This is a genomic window from Marinobacter sp. MBR-99 (genome assembly GCF_040547575.1).
Lineage (GTDB): Bacteria > Pseudomonadota > Gammaproteobacteria > Pseudomonadales > Oleiphilaceae > Marinobacter.
Genome location: NZ_JBEPPY010000013.1, coordinates 1 through 15,207, shown reverse-complemented (window position 1 = coordinate 15,207; position 15,207 = coordinate 1). Strand labels below are relative to the sequence as shown.

General features: G+C 56.5%; 15 protein-coding genes, 1 tRNA gene and 1 pseudogene. 8 read left to right on the top strand and 9 right to left on the bottom strand.

Going from position 1 to position 15,207, the window contains the following annotated elements:
* Window positions 1–48 precede the first annotated feature (48 nt).
* Window positions 49–1,782 (bottom strand): EAL domain-containing protein, encoded by a 1,734-nt coding sequence (locus ABIE59_RS12370; protein WP_058091932.1) that lies wholly within the window; start codon window positions 1,780–1,782, stop codon window positions 49–51.
* Window positions 1,783–1,926: 144 nt separating this feature from the next.
* On the opposite strand from ABIE59_RS12370, the gene rep reads away from it, so the two are divergent.
* From rep to ABIE59_RS12355, 3 genes are all read left to right on the top strand, one after another.
* The gene (rep, locus tag ABIE59_RS12365) at window positions 1,927–3,945 is read left to right on the top strand and encodes a DNA helicase Rep (RefSeq protein WP_354447291.1); all 2,019 of its coding nucleotides are present in this window, start codon (window positions 1,927–1,929) and stop codon (window positions 3,943–3,945) included.
* Between the two features lie 121 nt (window positions 3,946–4,066).
* Complete coding sequence (locus ABIE59_RS12360) at window positions 4,067–6,370, top strand: galactose oxidase-like domain-containing protein (RefSeq protein ID WP_354447289.1); 2,304 nt, start codon at window positions 4,067–4,069, stop codon at window positions 6,368–6,370.
* Between the two features lie 10 nt (window positions 6,371–6,380).
* Window positions 6,381–6,920, top strand: coding sequence for a hypothetical protein (locus tag ABIE59_RS12355; RefSeq protein WP_354447287.1), 540 nt, complete (start codon window positions 6,381–6,383; stop codon window positions 6,918–6,920).
* Window positions 6,921–6,987: 67 nt separating this feature from the next.
* Here the strand turns inward: ABIE59_RS12355 and ABIE59_RS12350 are convergent, their stop codons facing one another.
* Window positions 6,988–7,401 (bottom strand): c-type cytochrome, encoded by a 414-nt coding sequence (locus tag ABIE59_RS12350; RefSeq protein ID WP_106694394.1) that lies wholly within the window; start codon window positions 7,399–7,401, stop codon window positions 6,988–6,990.
* 215 nt (window positions 7,402–7,616) lie between these two features.
* Here ABIE59_RS12350 and ABIE59_RS12345 point away from each other — a divergent pair, with 215 nt between their 5' ends.
* Window positions 7,617–7,949, top strand: a complete 333-nt coding sequence (locus ABIE59_RS12345; protein ID WP_354447285.1) for a hypothetical protein — start codon at window positions 7,617–7,619, stop codon at window positions 7,947–7,949.
* Window positions 7,950–7,958: 9 nt separating this feature from the next.
* Window positions 7,959–9,077 (top strand): phospholipase A, encoded by a 1,119-nt coding sequence (locus ABIE59_RS12340; protein ID WP_354447283.1) that lies wholly within the window; start codon window positions 7,959–7,961, stop codon window positions 9,075–9,077.
* A gap of 128 nt (window positions 9,078–9,205) precedes the next feature.
* On the opposite strand, the gene ABIE59_RS12335 is transcribed toward ABIE59_RS12340, so the two are convergent.
* The 5 genes from ABIE59_RS12335 to ABIE59_RS12315 form a co-directional block, all read right to left on the bottom strand.
* A complete protein-coding gene (locus ABIE59_RS12335; RefSeq protein WP_354447281.1) occupies window positions 9,206–10,561 on the bottom strand; it encodes a phosphohexomutase domain-containing protein in 1,356 nt (451 codons plus the stop codon).
* A 9-nt stretch (window positions 10,562–10,570) separates the two neighbouring features.
* A complete protein-coding gene (bfr, locus tag ABIE59_RS12330) occupies window positions 10,571–11,047 on the bottom strand; it encodes a bacterioferritin (protein WP_061333471.1) in 477 nt (158 codons plus the stop codon).
* 129 nt (window positions 11,048–11,176) lie between these two features.
* Window positions 11,177–11,383 carry a bacterioferritin-associated ferredoxin gene (locus tag ABIE59_RS12325; protein ID WP_061333472.1) on the bottom strand — a complete coding sequence of 69 codons (207 nt, stop codon included), beginning with the start codon at window positions 11,381–11,383 and terminating at the stop codon, window positions 11,177–11,179.
* Window positions 11,384–11,480: 97 nt separating this feature from the next.
* On the bottom strand, window positions 11,481–12,206 hold the full coding sequence (locus tag ABIE59_RS12320) for an LrgB family protein (protein WP_106694390.1): 726 nt from the start codon (window positions 12,204–12,206) through the stop codon (window positions 11,481–11,483).
* Window positions 12,199–12,564, bottom strand: coding sequence for a CidA/LrgA family protein (locus ABIE59_RS12315; RefSeq protein WP_152439568.1), 366 nt, complete (start codon window positions 12,562–12,564; stop codon window positions 12,199–12,201). The genes ABIE59_RS12320 and ABIE59_RS12315 overlap by 8 nt, the downstream gene beginning before the upstream one ends.
* Before the next feature lie 69 nt (window positions 12,565–12,633).
* On the opposite strand from ABIE59_RS12315, the gene ABIE59_RS12310 reads away from it, so the two are divergent.
* Window positions 12,634–13,179 carry a YaeQ family protein gene (locus ABIE59_RS12310; RefSeq protein WP_061333475.1) on the top strand — a complete coding sequence of 182 codons (546 nt, stop codon included), beginning with the start codon at window positions 12,634–12,636 and terminating at the stop codon, window positions 13,177–13,179.
* 90 nt (window positions 13,180–13,269) lie between these two features.
* Window positions 13,270–13,346, top strand: a tRNA-Arg gene (locus ABIE59_RS12305).
* A 275-nt stretch (window positions 13,347–13,621) separates the two neighbouring features.
* On the opposite strand, the gene ABIE59_RS12300 is transcribed toward ABIE59_RS12305, so the two are convergent.
* A complete protein-coding gene (locus tag ABIE59_RS12300; protein WP_354447277.1) occupies window positions 13,622–13,954 on the bottom strand; it encodes an SMR family transporter in 333 nt (110 codons plus the stop codon).
* Between the two features lie 492 nt (window positions 13,955–14,446).
* Here ABIE59_RS12300 and ABIE59_RS12295 point away from each other — a divergent pair.
* Window positions 14,447–14,719: pseudogene (locus ABIE59_RS12295) on the top strand (IS3 family transposase); the annotation flags it as partial.
* 269 nt (window positions 14,720–14,988) lie between these two features.
* Here the strand turns inward: ABIE59_RS12295 and ABIE59_RS12290 are convergent.
* On the bottom strand, window positions 14,989–15,207 hold a 219-nt coding region (locus tag ABIE59_RS12290), incomplete at its 5' end, for an antibiotic biosynthesis monooxygenase (protein WP_354447275.1).

Sequence of the window (15,207 nt, the reverse complement as noted above, 5' to 3'; positions counted from 1 at the left end):
CCTCTGTGTATTATCGCGTTCGGAATTAATGCGCAAAGGTACAGCGGCTTACTGCTGCAGGCAAGCGGACTGGTTACGGTGGTTCAGGAATTGTACAAGGTCATTCCAGGGCATGGGGCGGGCAAAGTAATAGCCCTGGATCTCATCGCAGTGCTGCTGGCGCAGGAATTCCAGCTGGCTTTCGGTTTCAACACCCTCCGCCACCACGCTGATCTGCAGGCTGTGGGCCAGGCTGATGATGGCCCGGATGATGTGCTCGGCATCCGCCGACTGCCCCAGTTCCTGGACGAAGGATTTGTCTATTTTCACCAGGGAAATGGGCAGGTGTTGCAGATTGCTCAGGGATGAAAAACCGGTACCGAAGTCATCCAGGGCAAAGCTGATGCCTAGCTGATTGAGTTCCCGCAGGCATCGCTGGGCGTAATCCGGATCGTGCATCATGGCGCTTTCGGTCAGCTCCAGCTCCAGCAGGCTGGTGTCGACATTGGCGTTGAAGATGATTCGGAAGATGGTTTCGGTCATCTTGCGGTCGTGGAACTGACGGAACGACAGATTGACCGCAAACACCAGGCCGGGAAAGCCCATTTCGGCGCTTTCCTGCAGGCGCTTGCAGGCCTGCTCTATAACCCAGTAACCAATGGGCACAATCAGGCCACTGCGCTCCGCCACCGGTATGAACTCGTCGGGCCCCACCAGGCCTCGTTTGGGATGATTCCAGCGCAGCAGACACTCGACGCCACGAACCTCTTCGGTCGCCAGATCGATTCTTGGTTGATAGTAGAGCTCCAGCTCTTTACCGCGTAAAGCGTTGCGCAAATCCGCTTCCAGCCGGAGCTGGTAGCCAGCAGAAATATGTAACTGCCGGTCATAGAACCGATAACTGGTACCCGGGTCCCGTTTGGCCTCGAACATGGCCCGGTTGGCCCGCCTCAGCAGTTCTTCGGGGCTGTCGCCCGCCTCGGGATAGGTGGCCACGCCCAGGCTGGCGCTGACCACAATCATCTGGCCGTCAACCGTCAGCGGCTCATCCAGTGCAACCACCACCTTACGGATAATCTGGGTAATATCGAGCGAGTCTTCCACCTTCTCGATAATAATCGCCAACTCGTCGCCGCCGATGCGCATCAGCGAATCCACCCGGCGCATCTTCTGGCGCAGCCGCTCCGCTAGCCGGAACATTAACTGGTCGCTTTTCTGATAACCGAAGGATTCGTTGATACTGCGAAAATCATCGACATTGAGGTGCAGTAGTGCCAGCCGGTGGCCAGCTCTCTCCGCCCGCAACAGGGCCTGCTGCAGGCGATCGAAGAACAGGTCCCTATTGATAAACCCGGTTGCCACCTCACGGCCTAACTGGCCGTGGGCCGACTCGGACAGCTGCACCCGATACCAGAGATACTTCACCGCCCGACGGAAGTTCCAACGATCCAGGGTCTGCCGGCACAGATAATCAGATGCACCGTCACGCAGCAGCTCTCCTGCACGCTCGTTACAGGGTTCCGCGCTCAGCGCTAGCACCGGTTTGTCTTCACTGGATACGGACAGATACTGCAGAAAGGCCTGTTCGTCACCACCGTGAAAAATGCAGTCCCAGACAATGACATCGAAACTGGCGTTGCGGATAAGATCATCACAATCCACCAGGTCCGGGCACCATATGGCGTCCGGACTGATTTCCGGATCGTCGTCCAGCAGCGCGGATAACCACAGAAAATCCGCGTATTCCGGGGTCAGCACCAGCAGGCGTAGACGATCAGGTCTGGTGTCCAGAGACAGTGTCATCGAGCAAAATCCATGTGTCGGCCAACAGCAGAGTCCATTCTAGGAAGCATAGCTGATAGATCGTCAAGGTACAGAAAGTCTGGCTGGTGTAGAATAGCCCCACGCTAAATACCTCCCCATGGTTCCCTATTTGGTCTCTACATTGTGAACAAGCTCAACCCGAGACAACGCGAAGCGGTTCGCTACGCCGAAGGCCCTCTGCTGGTGCTGGCCGGGGCGGGTAGTGGCAAAACCAGTGTGATCACCCGCAAGATTGCCTATCTGATTGAGGAACTGGGTATTCCCGGGCGACATATTGCCGCAGTGACGTTCACCAACAAGGCTGCCCGGGAAATGAAGGAACGGGTCAGCCGGATTGTTGACCGGGGTAAGGCCCGGGGGCTGATCGTGTCCACGTTTCATAACCTGGGACTGAACATCATTCGGGAGGAACACGCTCATTTAGGCTACCACCCCGGTTTCTCGATCTTCGATGCCGAAGATGCCAAAGCTCTGCTGCAGGACCTGATGATGCGGGAGGCCAGCGCCGAGGCCGGCGACGAGCTGAACGATGTACAGATGACCATCTCGTCCTGGAAGAACGCCATGCGCAGTCCGTCGGAAGCCTACAGCAAGGCGGCTGACGAGCGTGAGCAGCGCATAGCCATTGTCTACAAGCACTACAACGAGTATTTGAAAGCCTACAACGCGGTGGATTTTGACGACCTGATCCTGCTGCCGGTGCAGTTGTTCCGGGACACCCCGGACGTGCTGGCCAAATGGCGCCGGAAAATACGTTACATGCTGGTGGATGAATATCAGGACACCAACGTGTGCCAGTACGAACTGGTCAAACAACTGGTCGCAGAGCGGGCAGCGTTCACCGTGGTGGGCGACGACGACCAGTCCATCTACGCCTGGCGTGGTGCTCGGCCGGAAAACCTGGCACAACTCAAAGAAGACTTTCCCAGCCTGAAGATCGTCAAGCTGGAGCAGAACTACCGTTCCACCGGTCGTATCCTGCGCAGCGCCAACACGGTGATTGCCAACAACCCCCACGTATTCGAGAAGGCCCTGTGGAGTGACCACACGATTGGCGAGGAAATCCGCATCATCCGTTGCCGTAACGAAGACGCGGAAACCGAACGGGTGGTCACGGAGATCCTGGACCAGAAACTGAAGAACGGGCTCGACTTCAAAGACTTTGCCGTACTCTACCGGGGCAACCACCAGGCCCGGTTGCTGGAAATGAAACTGCAGGCGTATCAGATTCCCTACCGGATTTCCGGTGGGCAGTCGTTCTTCTCCAAGAACGAGATCAAGGATGCGATGTCGTACCTGCGCCTGATGATCAACCCGGATGACGATGCCGCCTTCCTGCGGGTGGTGAACGTGCCTCGCCGGGAGATTGGCCCGCGCACCCTGGAACAGCTGAGCCACTACGCCCGCGCTCGCAACGTCAGCCTGTTCAAGGCACTGGGCGATATGGGCGCGGAAACCCATGTCACCGAGAAAGGCCTGGACCGGCTGCGCCGCTTTGCCCACTGGGTGGACAAAACCTGCGAACGGCTGTTTTCGGAAGATCCGATACCGGTGATCAAGCAGCTGTTCACCGACATTGAATACGAGGAATGGCTACACCAGCATTCCGGCAGCCCGAAGCAGGCCGAACGGCGAATGGAGAACATCTGGTACCTGGTGGAATCGATCCAACGCATGCTGGACGACGGCAAGGGGACCGCCGATGAACTGGGCATAGAAGATGCCATCGCCAAACTCATTCTGCGCGACATGATGGAGCAGCGGGAGGAGGAAGACGACAGCGACAAGGTGCAATTGCTGACTCTGCACGCCTCCAAGGGCCTGGAGTTCCCCCATGTTTTCATCATGGGCCTGGAAGAGGAAATCCTGCCGCACCGTACCAGCATTGAGGAGGGCAACATCGAAGAAGAGCGTCGCCTGATGTATGTGGGTATCACCCGGGCCAGGGAAACCCTGGCACTGACCTATGCCGCCTCACGCAAGCAGTACGGCGAGAAACTGGAGACCATTCCCAGCCGGTTTCTGGACGAGCTGCCAGAAGACGACGTGAAGTGGGAGGGCCTCGGCGATCAAGACAAAGAGACCAATCAGAAAAAAGGCAAGGCAACTCTGAGCGCCCTGCTCGGCAATCTCCGCGAGTAATATTGCCGGACAACATTACATTTTACATTTTTTGAAACTTTTTCCGCTCCCCGCCGTATGAGTAAGTAGTGGTCGTATAGACCACCGCATGCCATACAAATACAAGACAAGGGAGCATACGATGAATCGAACAAAAATTGGGTTATACAGGGGTATCCCCATTTTGTTGGGCGCCGCCTATCTTTCAGCCTGCGGCGGTGACGGTGCTGAATCGGGTGATACCGCCAACCCAAGCACCGAGGCGCCAGCAGTCGCAGACGCGGCCCAGCCGTCGCCCAGGCCGCTGCCGGCCATCCCGGAGAATTACTCACCTATCGGCGTGTTCAGCGCACCGTTCGCCGAGCCCACCATCGTGGTAGACGGGGAAGTGGTCGAAACCGACGAAAAGTGCATCACCACCGAAGACGGTCTGCAGGAATGTAAGCCGGCCGCCGGCACCATGGCGCTGCTTCCCGACGACCGCCTTCTTTACCTGAATGCGCTGGAGGGAACCGAAAACGTTGAGTTGTCCATTGTTGCAGAGTTCGGCGAGGTATCGGTAAACGACCAGACACGGGTGCTGTCACTGGGTAACGGCGATCGCCCCGACTGGCTGAAACCCTCTCCGCTACGCGGTGGTGCCAACCCGGACGGCAACGACAGTGAGACGTTGCTTGGCGGAACGCCGCTGGACGGTTTGCTGGACACCGCCGACAACACCAACCGGAATGATGGCGCCCTGTTCTGCTCTGACGTGATCGGGCTCGCGGATGGCAGTGTCATGGCCGTGGGCGGCACCGACTATTATTCCGAGCCGGGCATTGATGGCTTACCCCTGGGGGTAGCTGAGCTGGAAGGCATCAAGAATTCCCGGATCTTTGATCCGACCACCAATACCTGGCGACAAACGGGAGACATGAACTTCGGCCGCTGGTATCCCTCCATGGTCACGCTGCCAGACAGCAAAATCTTTGTTGCCAGTGGCGTCACCAAACTGCTGAAGCCGGTTTATCCCGAGGAGCCCATCAACTCCGGCCGCAACGTGGTGCAAACGGAAACCTTCAACCCCTGCACCGGCGTATGGAGCCAGAATCCCAGCACCGCTGATCGTTCTCTGCCTTTGTACCCCCGCTTGCACCTACTGCCCAACGGCCACGTGCTCTACAATGCCGGCGGCCAGGCCTTCAATCCGTTTGGCCAGGGTTATGACCAGGCACTCTGGAACATAGTGGCAACCTTTAACCCTGACACCCAGCGCTGGAACGACATTGGCTACGCCGGTCTGCCGTTGCGGCTGGATGAAATCGGGTTGGGGCAGCTTGCCAGCACGCTTAATCTGACCAACCTGACGGCGGAGCAACTCCAGTTGTTCACCGAGGACCTGTTGTCCAGCACCGATGGGTTGATCAGCTCAGTCACCGATCTGCTGACCAGCCCGGACGATTCGCTCCTGACAACCGACACGTTGGTTAAAGCCATCGGCGGCGGTATGCGGGGCTCCACCTCCTCGACCATGCTGCCGTTAAAGCCGAACGAGAACGGCGAGTACAACGACGTTGAGCTGCTCACTGCCGGTGGCGTGCCAAGCTATGCACTGCTGACCAGCCCCGGCGGCTACCTGCCGACCGATCAGAGCCGAATCGACCGGATTGAAACCAATGGCGACCAGATTGGCTATGAATCGCGGCTGACCGGCGCCCTGAACCAGCCGCGCTGGTATGGCACCAATGTGGTGATGCCCGACGGCAGCGTGATGGTATTCAGTGGTGGCACCCGAGACGGCGTCGTCTTGCCGGGGCTTGAAGGCGCCATCATGACCGCTGAGCGGTTTGATCCGGAGACCGAAACCTGGACCGAAATGGCCAGCGGCCATCGCCCACGCACCTATCACAACACCGCCGTGTTGATGGCCGATGGCCGGGTCATGATTGGCGGGCACGCTCCGATCAACACAGCGTATTTGTCTCACATCAGCCTGGAAGACTTCGGACTGGCCCCGAACGATGGCCGGGACCCAAGCTTCGAGATCTACACACCGCCCTACGCCATGCGTAATGATCGGCCCACCATACTGTCTGCACCCGAGCAGCTCAGTGTTGGCGATAGCTTTACCATTCAGGTGGACCAGGCCCAGGACATCGACAAGGTGTTGCTGATCCGGAGAACGGTGATGACTCACCTGATTGATGGCGATCAGCGGGCGATTGAGCTGCCAGTCAAGGCTCGCAACGGCCGCAACCTGCAACTGGAAATGCCCGGGAAACAGAGCGTTGTGCCTGCGGGGCAGTATATGTTGTTCGTCAGCAAATCCACGCCGGAAGGGCGGGTACCCTCGGTTTCTGCGCCAATTGCGGTGGTAAACGAAGCGCTCCAGTGCCAGGGCGATGCCACCATGGCGCAGCTGGGCCAGGACATGCTTGAGCTGTTGCCTGGCGTATCCGGCTAAGGAGGCGATCATGCAGATGACGAAAAAGGCGCGGACATTGGCTGAGGCCGCTGTGTTTGCACTGCTAGGCTCAGCTTTGCCCTCAACCTTGCTGGCGCACGGAGCCGTTGAGGTAGACAATGCGCCCGAGCACATCCTGCAGGCGAGCATCAGCCAGTCTGCAGCGATCCCCGGGCTGTCTGCGGTTATCCTGGATGCGCCGCAACCGGGCATACTGGTGTCTTACCGTGGGAGCAGTGTCCTTACCGTGGAGGACACAGAAGGCGAGGGGCTGCTGAGGTTCGGCCCGGAAGGTGTGATGGCGAACCGTTCGAGCGCGGACTGGCCCGGCCTGAGCGAGGCAAGACCGGGTATGGTCAACAGCCACAACAAGGACAGTTCCTGGGTAAAGGTGTCTGCGACGCCAAGCTTTGGCTGGCTGGATCCACGCCTGGGTGTTGAAAACGGGGAGGGACTCTGGCGAATTCCCGTCATTACAGATTCGGGCGCTCAGTCTGAGATCAGGGGGCGCCTAACCAGAAACCCACTACCCAAGGATGACCACCACTGATCCGCACAAAATAAAACAGCCCCTTTATGAGGGGCTGTTTTATTCATCCAAACATTCTCAAGCCGAATTACTGGCTCTCATCAATGATGTGCTCAATAGCAGCAACGATTTCCTCATCGGAGCAGCTGGCACAGCCGCCTTTGGCCGGCATGGCGTTGAAGCCGTTAATGGCATGATCAATCAGAGTATCCATGCCCTTGTCAATGCGAGGCGCCCACTGGTCGGCGTTGCCGATAACCGGAGCACCGGCGGCACCGGTGGTGTGGCAAGCCATACAGGCTGCATCGTAAACTTCGCTACCGGAGCGAGGGCCAGAGCTGGCGGCGGCCGGAGCAGCTGCTGCTTCACCACACTCCTCACCCTGCAGGCATACTTCGCCCACTGGTTTGATGCGGTTACGGATCTCATCTTCAACACTTGCCAGTGCAGCACCAGCGGCCAGGCCAAAACCCAGAACAACAACAGCCAGGACTCTCTTCATCTTCACAATGCACCTCGCATTTGAGCGTTATAATCTTTCGGTGGCAGCATTATAGCGATTGAGCCCCCGCAAAAAAACCAAAGGCCAGAAACAGAATTTGATTTCAACCATTTTAGTGACAGTTTCGTAGGCTATAACGGAACTGACGCGAATTCCGGTTACCATACCTGCTAACCGCGTGGTTTAACATTATTCCGGCCAGAACAGGGAGTCGCATGTCTGATAACAACCCCCACCGCCTGCGCAAACCGCTGTTGATCGTCGAGTTTTCGAGCCTGGCAATTCTGCTGGTTTCGATGGCCTGGTTCGGCAACCAGTCCACCGCCGAGCATCCGGTAAGCGCCGCATGGCTTCTGGTGCCGGCGGTGGCCAGCCTCGGCGTGTTCCTGAGCTTTATCGGCCTGATGTACCTGCGCTGGGTGGCGTCTGCCAGCAACGAAGGCAACGCCCGGCACAAGCTGATTTTCCTCCTGCTGGCCCTGAGCCTGCTGGGGATCTGGATTTACAGTATTGCCAATACCTGGCTCAGCCTGACCGCCACCAATTGAGGGGATTCGATGAAAGGAAATCACAGCGGTTTGCCGGCCAAGGTGCTGGCCATGATTTTGGTGGCTACAAGCAGTGCTGCGCCGGCCGATGAGCGTACCCCATCCGATCAGAGCGCTGTTAACTGCGCCCTGATTCGAGACGGCATACAGCGCTTGGCCTGCTACGACGCCCAGAACGACCCGGGGGCAGCAAGAGAGGCGGCTGACGAGGAGGCATTAGAACAGGCCGACGAGGAAGCTGCCGAACTGGTGGCAGATGACGCCACCCGCGAGGATATGGTTGGTGATGCCCTGGGGGATGATCCGGATGCCGGCGTGATGGCAGCTTTGGTTGATAATTATCTGACCGCAGAAAAAGCAATCTTCTCATTCACCGGCAGCTTTGTTACCCATCGGCCCAACTATATCCTGCCGATTACTTACGTAGACGACCCGAATCCAAGGCCCGTCAGCCCGCGATTGGGCACCGGTGGTTATGACTACGGTCTGGAGCAGGAGGAAGCGAAATACCAGATCAGTTTCAAGATACCGTTGCTGACCGGCATTTTTGATGATCGCACAACCTTCTGGTTCGGTTACACCCAGCAGTCCTACTGGCAGGTTTATAACACCAAAGAATCCGCGCCTTTCCGGGAAACCAACTACGAGCCTGAGATTTTCTTTCGGCAGCGACTGGATTGGAAGGTGGGGCCAGGAACCCTAAGTGGTGTCTCTATCGGGCTCAATCACCAGTCAAATGGTCAATCAGACCCCCGTTCACGAAGCTGGAACAGGATAAAGGGCGGGCTGGCTTACAGCTATGACCGCTGGCTGTTTATGGCAAACCCCTGGTACCGGCTGCCGGAGAGCAGCAGCGATGACGACAACTCGGATATCGAGAAATATCTGGGGTATGGCAGTTACCATGCCGTCTATAAGCTGACAGAGGACCGGACGTTCTCGCTGAAGCTTTTGAATAATATGCGGTCTACCAATCGGACGTCGGTTGAGTTTGGGTACAGTTTCCCGATGGGGGATACGTTGAAGGGCTTTTTCCAGTACTACAGCGGGTATGGGGAGAGTTTGATTGATTATAATGAGCGTATTGAGCGCTTTGGGGTGGGTATTATGCTGAATAACTGGCTGTAGTAAATATAGTTCAAGACCGGGGTAAGGGGGAGGGCTTCCAAAACGGAAACCGTGGCTTTCCTGATAGTTTTGGAAGCCCTCCCCCTTACCCCGATCCCGAAGCCCATCCGTGGTTTCAACTCACAGTCTTAATTCTTGTTCAGTCTGTCCATTTCCTGCAGTAAGTCTTCCGTTTTCGCCTCCATCAACGCTTTGTCTGCCCTGGATTCCACGTTCAGGCGAACCACCGGTTCGGTGTTGGACATCCGGAGGTTGAAGCGCCAGTTGTCGAATTCTACGCTCAGGCCATCTACGAAGCTGACGCTCTTGGCTCCCGCGGAGTATTTGGCTTCGATGGCGGCGATGACCTTGGGGGGATCGTTGATGGTGCGGTTGATTTCGCCGCTGGCCGGGTAGGCTTCGATTCTGGCGTCGATCAGGGACGACAGAGTTTGGCCGGACTGGCACAGGCGTTCGGCGATCAGTAGCCAGGGGATCATGCCGCTGTCGCAGTAGGCGAAGTCACGGAAGTAGTGGTGGGCGCTCATTTCGCCGCCGTAGACGGCGTCTTCGTCGCGCATTCTCTGCTTGATAAAGGCGTGGCCGGTTTTGCTTTCGATGGCTTCGCCGCCGGCGGCTTTGACCAGGTCCAGGGTGTTCCAGGTGAGGCGGGGGTCGTGGATGACTTTGCCACCGCCGGTTTTGCGCAGGAACTGGTCAGCCAGCAAGCCCACCACGTAATAACCCTCTATGAACCGGCCATTTTCGTCGAAGAAGAAGCAGCGGTCGTAGTCGCCATCCCAGGCGATGCCCATGGCGGCACCGTGTTCGATCACGGCATCTGCGGTGGCGGTGCGGTTCTCCGGCAGGATCGGATTGGGTACGCCGTTGGGGAAATGGCCATTCGGCTGGTGGTGCACTTTCACGAATTCGAATGGCAGGTGCTGTTCCAGCTCGTCAATTACCAGGCCGGCACCACCGTTGCCGGCGTTGCAGACAATGGTCATGGGCTTGAGGCTGGCCGCATCGATGTAGCCCAGCAGGTGGTCTACGTAGGCACTCATCACTTCTAGCGTCTCGTAACGGCCCTGCTCCGGCGCATTGGCGAAGGGCTCCAGAACCCGATCCCGAATGTCGTTCAGGCCGTTGTCGGAGCTGATCGGCCGTGACTGGGGGCCAACCATTTTCATGCCGTTGTGGTCTTTCGGGTTATGGCTGGCAGTCACCATGATGCCGCCGTCCATGCCGTAGTGGCTGGTGGCAAAATACACCTGCTCGGTGCCACACAGGCCGATGTCATATACATCCGCGCCGGCGGCCATCAGGCCGGAGCTCAAGGCTTCTGTGATTTCCGGGCTCGAGAGCCGGATGTCGTAACCCACGATGACTTTTTTTGCGCCGGTAATGGCCACGTAGGCCCGGCCAATCTTTTCAGCCAGCGTGGGGTTAAGCTGGTCCGGCACCCGACCGCGAAGGTCGTAGGCCTTGAAACAGGACAGGTCCATTGTCAGTGCTTACTCCGCTGCAGAAGATTGAAGCTGAATGTAATTCTGGATACCCATCTGCGAAATCATTTCCAGTTGGGTTTCCAGCCAGTCGATGTGCTCTTCTTCGCTATCGAGGATGCTGCGGAACAGTTCACGGCTGGTAAAGTCCTGCACCTGCTCGCAATAGAGGATGGCTTCTTTCAGATCGGTGTGGGCAATGTGCTCGAGTTTCAGATCGCACTCGATCATTTCCTGGACGTTTTCGCCGATCAGCAGCTTATTCAGGTCTTGCAGGTTGGGCAGGCCTTCGAGGAACAGAATGCGCTCGATCAGCTGATCGGCGTGTTTCATTTCATCGATGGATTCTTCATATTCCTTGGCCGCCAGCTTGGTAATACCCCAGTCCTTGTACATGCGCGAGTGCAGAAAGTACTGGTTGATCGCCGTCAGCTCGTTGGCGAGCACTTTATTCAGGAACTGAATGACCTTTTTATCGCCTTTCATAGCCGGAGTCCTTTGATTTGCTGAGTTGTCAGCTAGTCAGGATAGCCGGTTTGTAGCCGATAAAAAATGTCTGTGGCGTTTTTAGGAGGGTTTCGCGCCCCGAGATGAGGAGTCTGGCGCCCGCCAGTGTCAGGCGGGCTGGGCCAGCATGTTGGCAAGGGTCAGGTAGTCAGGAGAACGTGCTTCTTTCAGGATTTCCCGGGCCGTACAGGCGCAACGACCACACTGGCGACCAACACCCAACTCCTTGCCCAACTGACGCATGGAGCTGATACCGTTATCTGCCGCTTCGCGGATTTCTCTGTCTGTTACCCCGACACACAGGCATACATACATAGGAGACACTCACCAACTGAAAAACGTTAGTGATAATTATTGTCATTACAAACGAGAATTGCAACCATTTGTACTTAACTTTTTGCTAATAAATGTATCAGATCATCCAGAAGGCCAGCGGCAGGAACAACGCCGTGAATACGCCCGTCAGCCCCATCCCCAGAGAAGCAAAGGCGCCAGCAGTATGACTGATCTCAAACGCACGGGCCGTGCCAATGGCGTGACCATTTAGGCCAAGGGCAAAACCGATGATGCGGTCGTCGGTAATCCGAAGCCAGCGGGCGCACCAGTCCACGAACAGAGAGGCCAGCACACCGGTGATCAGCAGCCCGCCCAGTGTGAGCGACACCGACCCGCCCAACTCCTCAGTGATACCCATGGCAATGGGTGCGGTAACCGACTTGGGCGCCAGCGATGCCAGAACCATGGGCGCCGCTCCCATCAACCAGGCAATAGCCAGGGCATAGAACGCCGCCAGGCTTGCGGCCAGGGGCAGCGTCACCATAATCGGCCGCCACAGCGCCCGGATGTGATGCATCTGTTGATACAGGGGAATGCCAAGCGCAACCGTTGCCGGCCCCAGCAGCACCGTTAGCCAACGCGCACCCGCCTCGTAACGTTCAAAGCCCAGGCCACTGGCGGCAACCACCGCCGCCAGCAACAGCGCCGCAATCATCACCGGCGGCAACCACAACGGGCGCCGCAGCCTGGCAAACAGCCACTGGGCCACGATAAAGGCGCCCAGGGTAAGACCGATAGACAACATGGGGCCAGCCGTCCAGGCCGCCAGCAAAGCGTTGAATCCGCCCGGTTGATCAGTCATGTTGATCACCTCGGGCTTGCTCTGTCGTCAGTTTCTTCATCAACAGCAACGTGGTGAATACACTCAACAATGTGCCTACGACCAACGCCACCACCACGGCTGTCCAGTGCCCGGCAAACTGATCAGCAATAAAGAACACACCAACAACACCGGGCGTGATCAGTAACACCAGAACCGATATCAGCCCCTGGCTGGCTGCCGCCAGCTCGTCGGTTACCCGACCGCGAAGCATCAGGGTAAACGTTGCCATCACCATACCCAGGACACCGCCGCTGATGGGCAGCCCCACCAGTACCCGCACCGCCTCACCCAGCAGAAAAAACACCACCAGAACCAGAAAACCCCGCAACACCACCATGCCGCTATGCCCTGCCAAGTCAAAATTGCTCTACACTATTGCCCTGCCACCCAAAACACAGGACGCTCAATGGCACTGAAAGCCACTATCTTCAAAGCCACACTCCATATCGCGGATATGGACCGGCATTACTACGCCGACCACCACCTGACCATCGCCCGCCACCCGTCAGAAACCGACGAGCGAATGATGATCCGGCTGCTGGCCTTTGCCCTGAACTCCACAGATACGCTGGAGTTTACCAAAGGCCTGAGCACCGATGACGAACCGGAGCTGTGGCAGAAATCCCTGACCGACGACATCGAACTCTGGGTAGAGCTGGGCCTGCCAGACGAAGACCGGGTTCGCAAAGCCTGCAACCGGTCCCAGCAGGTCATTCTGTATACCTATGGCGGCCGCGCCGTGCCGGTGTGGTGGGAGAAACACCATAACAAGCTGGAACGATTTGGCAACCTGACCATCGTCGACCTTCCCGCCGAAAACACCGCAGCGCTGGCCCGCCTGGTGGAACGCTCCATGACCTTTCAGGTGTCGATGCAGGACGGCGAAGTCACCTTCAGCAATGACACCGATCTGGTCAGCATCACCCCGGAACAGAAACTGCCAAAGGTATGAAAACAGAGTTGCCGCAAGGGGCTGGACAGACGCCCCCGGCGCACGTAAGATTGCGCACTCGAAATTGACGAGCAATCCGCAGTTTCGAATGCGCCCGTAGCTCAGCTGGATAGAGCGCTGCCCTCCGGAGGCAGAGGTCAGAGGTTCGAATCCTCTCGGGCGCGCCATGAATATCAAGGACTTGCGTGAAAACGCAGGTCCTTTTTTTGGGCTTGTGCCCAAATGGTGCCCTGACAGTGCCCAGCACTTTTTCACAGATTAGCTTCCGATCTTTTTCGTGACCTTTGCCATACTTGCCCCTCTAGAGGGTTTGGGCACAGTTTCTCGCCGCCCCTGCAACCTATCTCGTTACCATGACCTCTTGAACAGACGAGCAAAATCCGCAAACATAATAAAGACCGCCCCAGGCCAGCAAGGGCGACAACAGCCGTTTGTTAAATGCTTAATGAACACTGACTTTAGAAAAAACGTTGATCACTACAACCCCAGTAACGATAAACGCCATACCCAAAACGCTTGCCACGTCTAACTTCTGACCAAAGATTAACCAGCCGGCTAAAGAAATCAGTACTATTCCTAAACCAGCCCATACTGCATAAGCAATGCCAACCGGAATAGCTTTTAAGGTGAGAGAAAGAAAATAGAAAGCAATGGCGTATCCTAAAAGCACAATCAAACTAGGCCATAACTTTGTAAATCCTTCGCTTGCTTTCAAACTTGAAGTTGCCACCACTTCAGCAATAATTGCAACACTAAGAAACAACCAATTTTTCATTCACACACCTCAACAGTAATACTAAGATGCATGCTACCCAAGAAATCGGAATGTGTGCAGTCTTGTTATATCCTCTGCTCTATGCGCAATGATCTTGTACCACTTTGATGAAAACTCTATGCGATGAGCTTTTCGCGCGTGTTTTTTTTCAAGCAAGTAATAGCCTCACTCGCACTATAGGCAAGGAGAAATCTCATATATTCCCCCCTTTCAAATGTTGTCACGCATTGGTACCAAAACTGAAACGCGACCGATACTCTGCAGGAGTCAATCCTGTCCAGCGTTTGAACATGCGTCGAAAGTTGGCGCCGTCACGGCAATCCAGAGACTTTGCCACTTCCGAAGGTTAATCAGTATTTCATGACAGCCGGTATCGATGAGTGACGTCAGAGTTACGTCGCCACGTACTTTAAGGACGCCTCCGGAACCTATCTCTGGTGATGAACATTACTAAGATCATAATGAATTAAAAGTTGGAAGCAGGTAACAGGAGTACTGCGGGAAAGCCCGAAATACCGGTTCGGCTAGTCGAAGTGGGTGCCACAATCTCTGGAATGGCTGACGGATAATGGCAACTGCTACATTGCCAAAGAAACGCGAGTCTTCGCATCCGCTCTGGGTTTTGTGGTGTATATCACACCCGCGCGAAGCCCTCATAGTAACGGCATAGCGGAGGCTTTTGTGAAGGCGTTTAAGCGGGGCGATGTATACCTGTACGACCTTCCTGATCCAGCCACAGTGATGGCCAGATTGCCGAAATGGATCTGAGATTATAATCGCAGCCACCCGCACAAGAGTCTGAAATGCCACCGGGGAATACCGGGCTGAACTGGCAAGATGGTGCTCAGTTTAGTTGGGGCAACTACAGGCATCAGTATTATCGACCTTGTTAAAATCAGAAGGCTGGCTGCCAAGAGAATTGTCGCCAACTGGTCATCCTAATTGTCGCCGAACATCCCCCCGGCAATCGAGGGGGGCTGCGTAGGGCCGTGTGGCCCTACGCAGCGTGACCTGATTGAGTCAAGGCCGGGTTGTCATGCAGGCAGTTTGGCTGCAAGCAGTTCGACCTTCTCGATATTGGGCGGAGAACTGAGCAAGGTCGCGGCGTTGGCCATCAAGGCCGCGGCGATCTGGCCGTTCAGATGTGCCTGGCGACCTGCCTCATCGGCAAAGGCATCGAACACACCGAACGTCGAAGGGCCAAACTTCAATGCGAACCAGGCACAGGTGACGGACACGGCGTTGGCGAGCGG

Excerpts from the sequence above, each read along its gene's own strand:
- ABIE59_RS12370 (WP_058091932.1), bottom strand. The coding sequence starts at position 1,782 with ATGACACTGTCTCTGGACACCAGACCTGATCGTCTACGCCTGCTGGTG.
- ABIE59_RS12360 (WP_354447289.1), top strand. The coding sequence starts at position 4,067 with ATGAATCGAACAAAAATTGGGTTATACAGGGGTATCCCCATTTTGTTG.
- ABIE59_RS12355 (WP_354447287.1), top strand. The coding sequence starts at position 6,381 with ATGCAGATGACGAAAAAGGCGCGGACATTGGCTGAGGCCGCTGTGTTT.
- ABIE59_RS12350 (WP_106694394.1), bottom strand. The coding sequence starts at position 7,401 with ATGAAGAGAGTCCTGGCTGTTGTTGTTCTGGGTTTTGGCCTGGCCGCT.
- ABIE59_RS12345 (WP_354447285.1), top strand. The coding sequence starts at position 7,617 with ATGTCTGATAACAACCCCCACCGCCTGCGCAAACCGCTGTTGATCGTC.
- ABIE59_RS12340 (WP_354447283.1), top strand. The coding sequence starts at position 7,959 with ATGAAAGGAAATCACAGCGGTTTGCCGGCCAAGGTGCTGGCCATGATT.
- ABIE59_RS12335 (WP_354447281.1), bottom strand. The coding sequence starts at position 10,561 with ATGGACCTGTCCTGTTTCAAGGCCTACGACCTTCGCGGTCGGGTGCCG.
- bfr (WP_061333471.1), bottom strand. The coding sequence starts at position 11,047 with ATGAAAGGCGATAAAAAGGTCATTCAGTTCCTGAATAAAGTGCTCGCC.
- ABIE59_RS12325 (WP_061333472.1), bottom strand. The coding sequence starts at position 11,383 with ATGTATGTATGCCTGTGTGTCGGGGTAACAGACAGAGAAATCCGCGAA.
- ABIE59_RS12320 (WP_106694390.1), bottom strand. The coding sequence starts at position 12,206 with ATGACTGATCAACCGGGCGGATTCAACGCTTTGCTGGCGGCCTGGACG.
- ABIE59_RS12315 (WP_152439568.1), bottom strand. The coding sequence starts at position 12,564 with ATGGTGGTGTTGCGGGGTTTTCTGGTTCTGGTGGTGTTTTTTCTGCTG.
- ABIE59_RS12310 (WP_061333475.1), top strand. The coding sequence starts at position 12,634 with ATGGCACTGAAAGCCACTATCTTCAAAGCCACACTCCATATCGCGGAT.
- ABIE59_RS12300 (WP_354447277.1), bottom strand. The coding sequence starts at position 13,954 with ATGAAAAATTGGTTGTTTCTTAGTGTTGCAATTATTGCTGAAGTGGTG.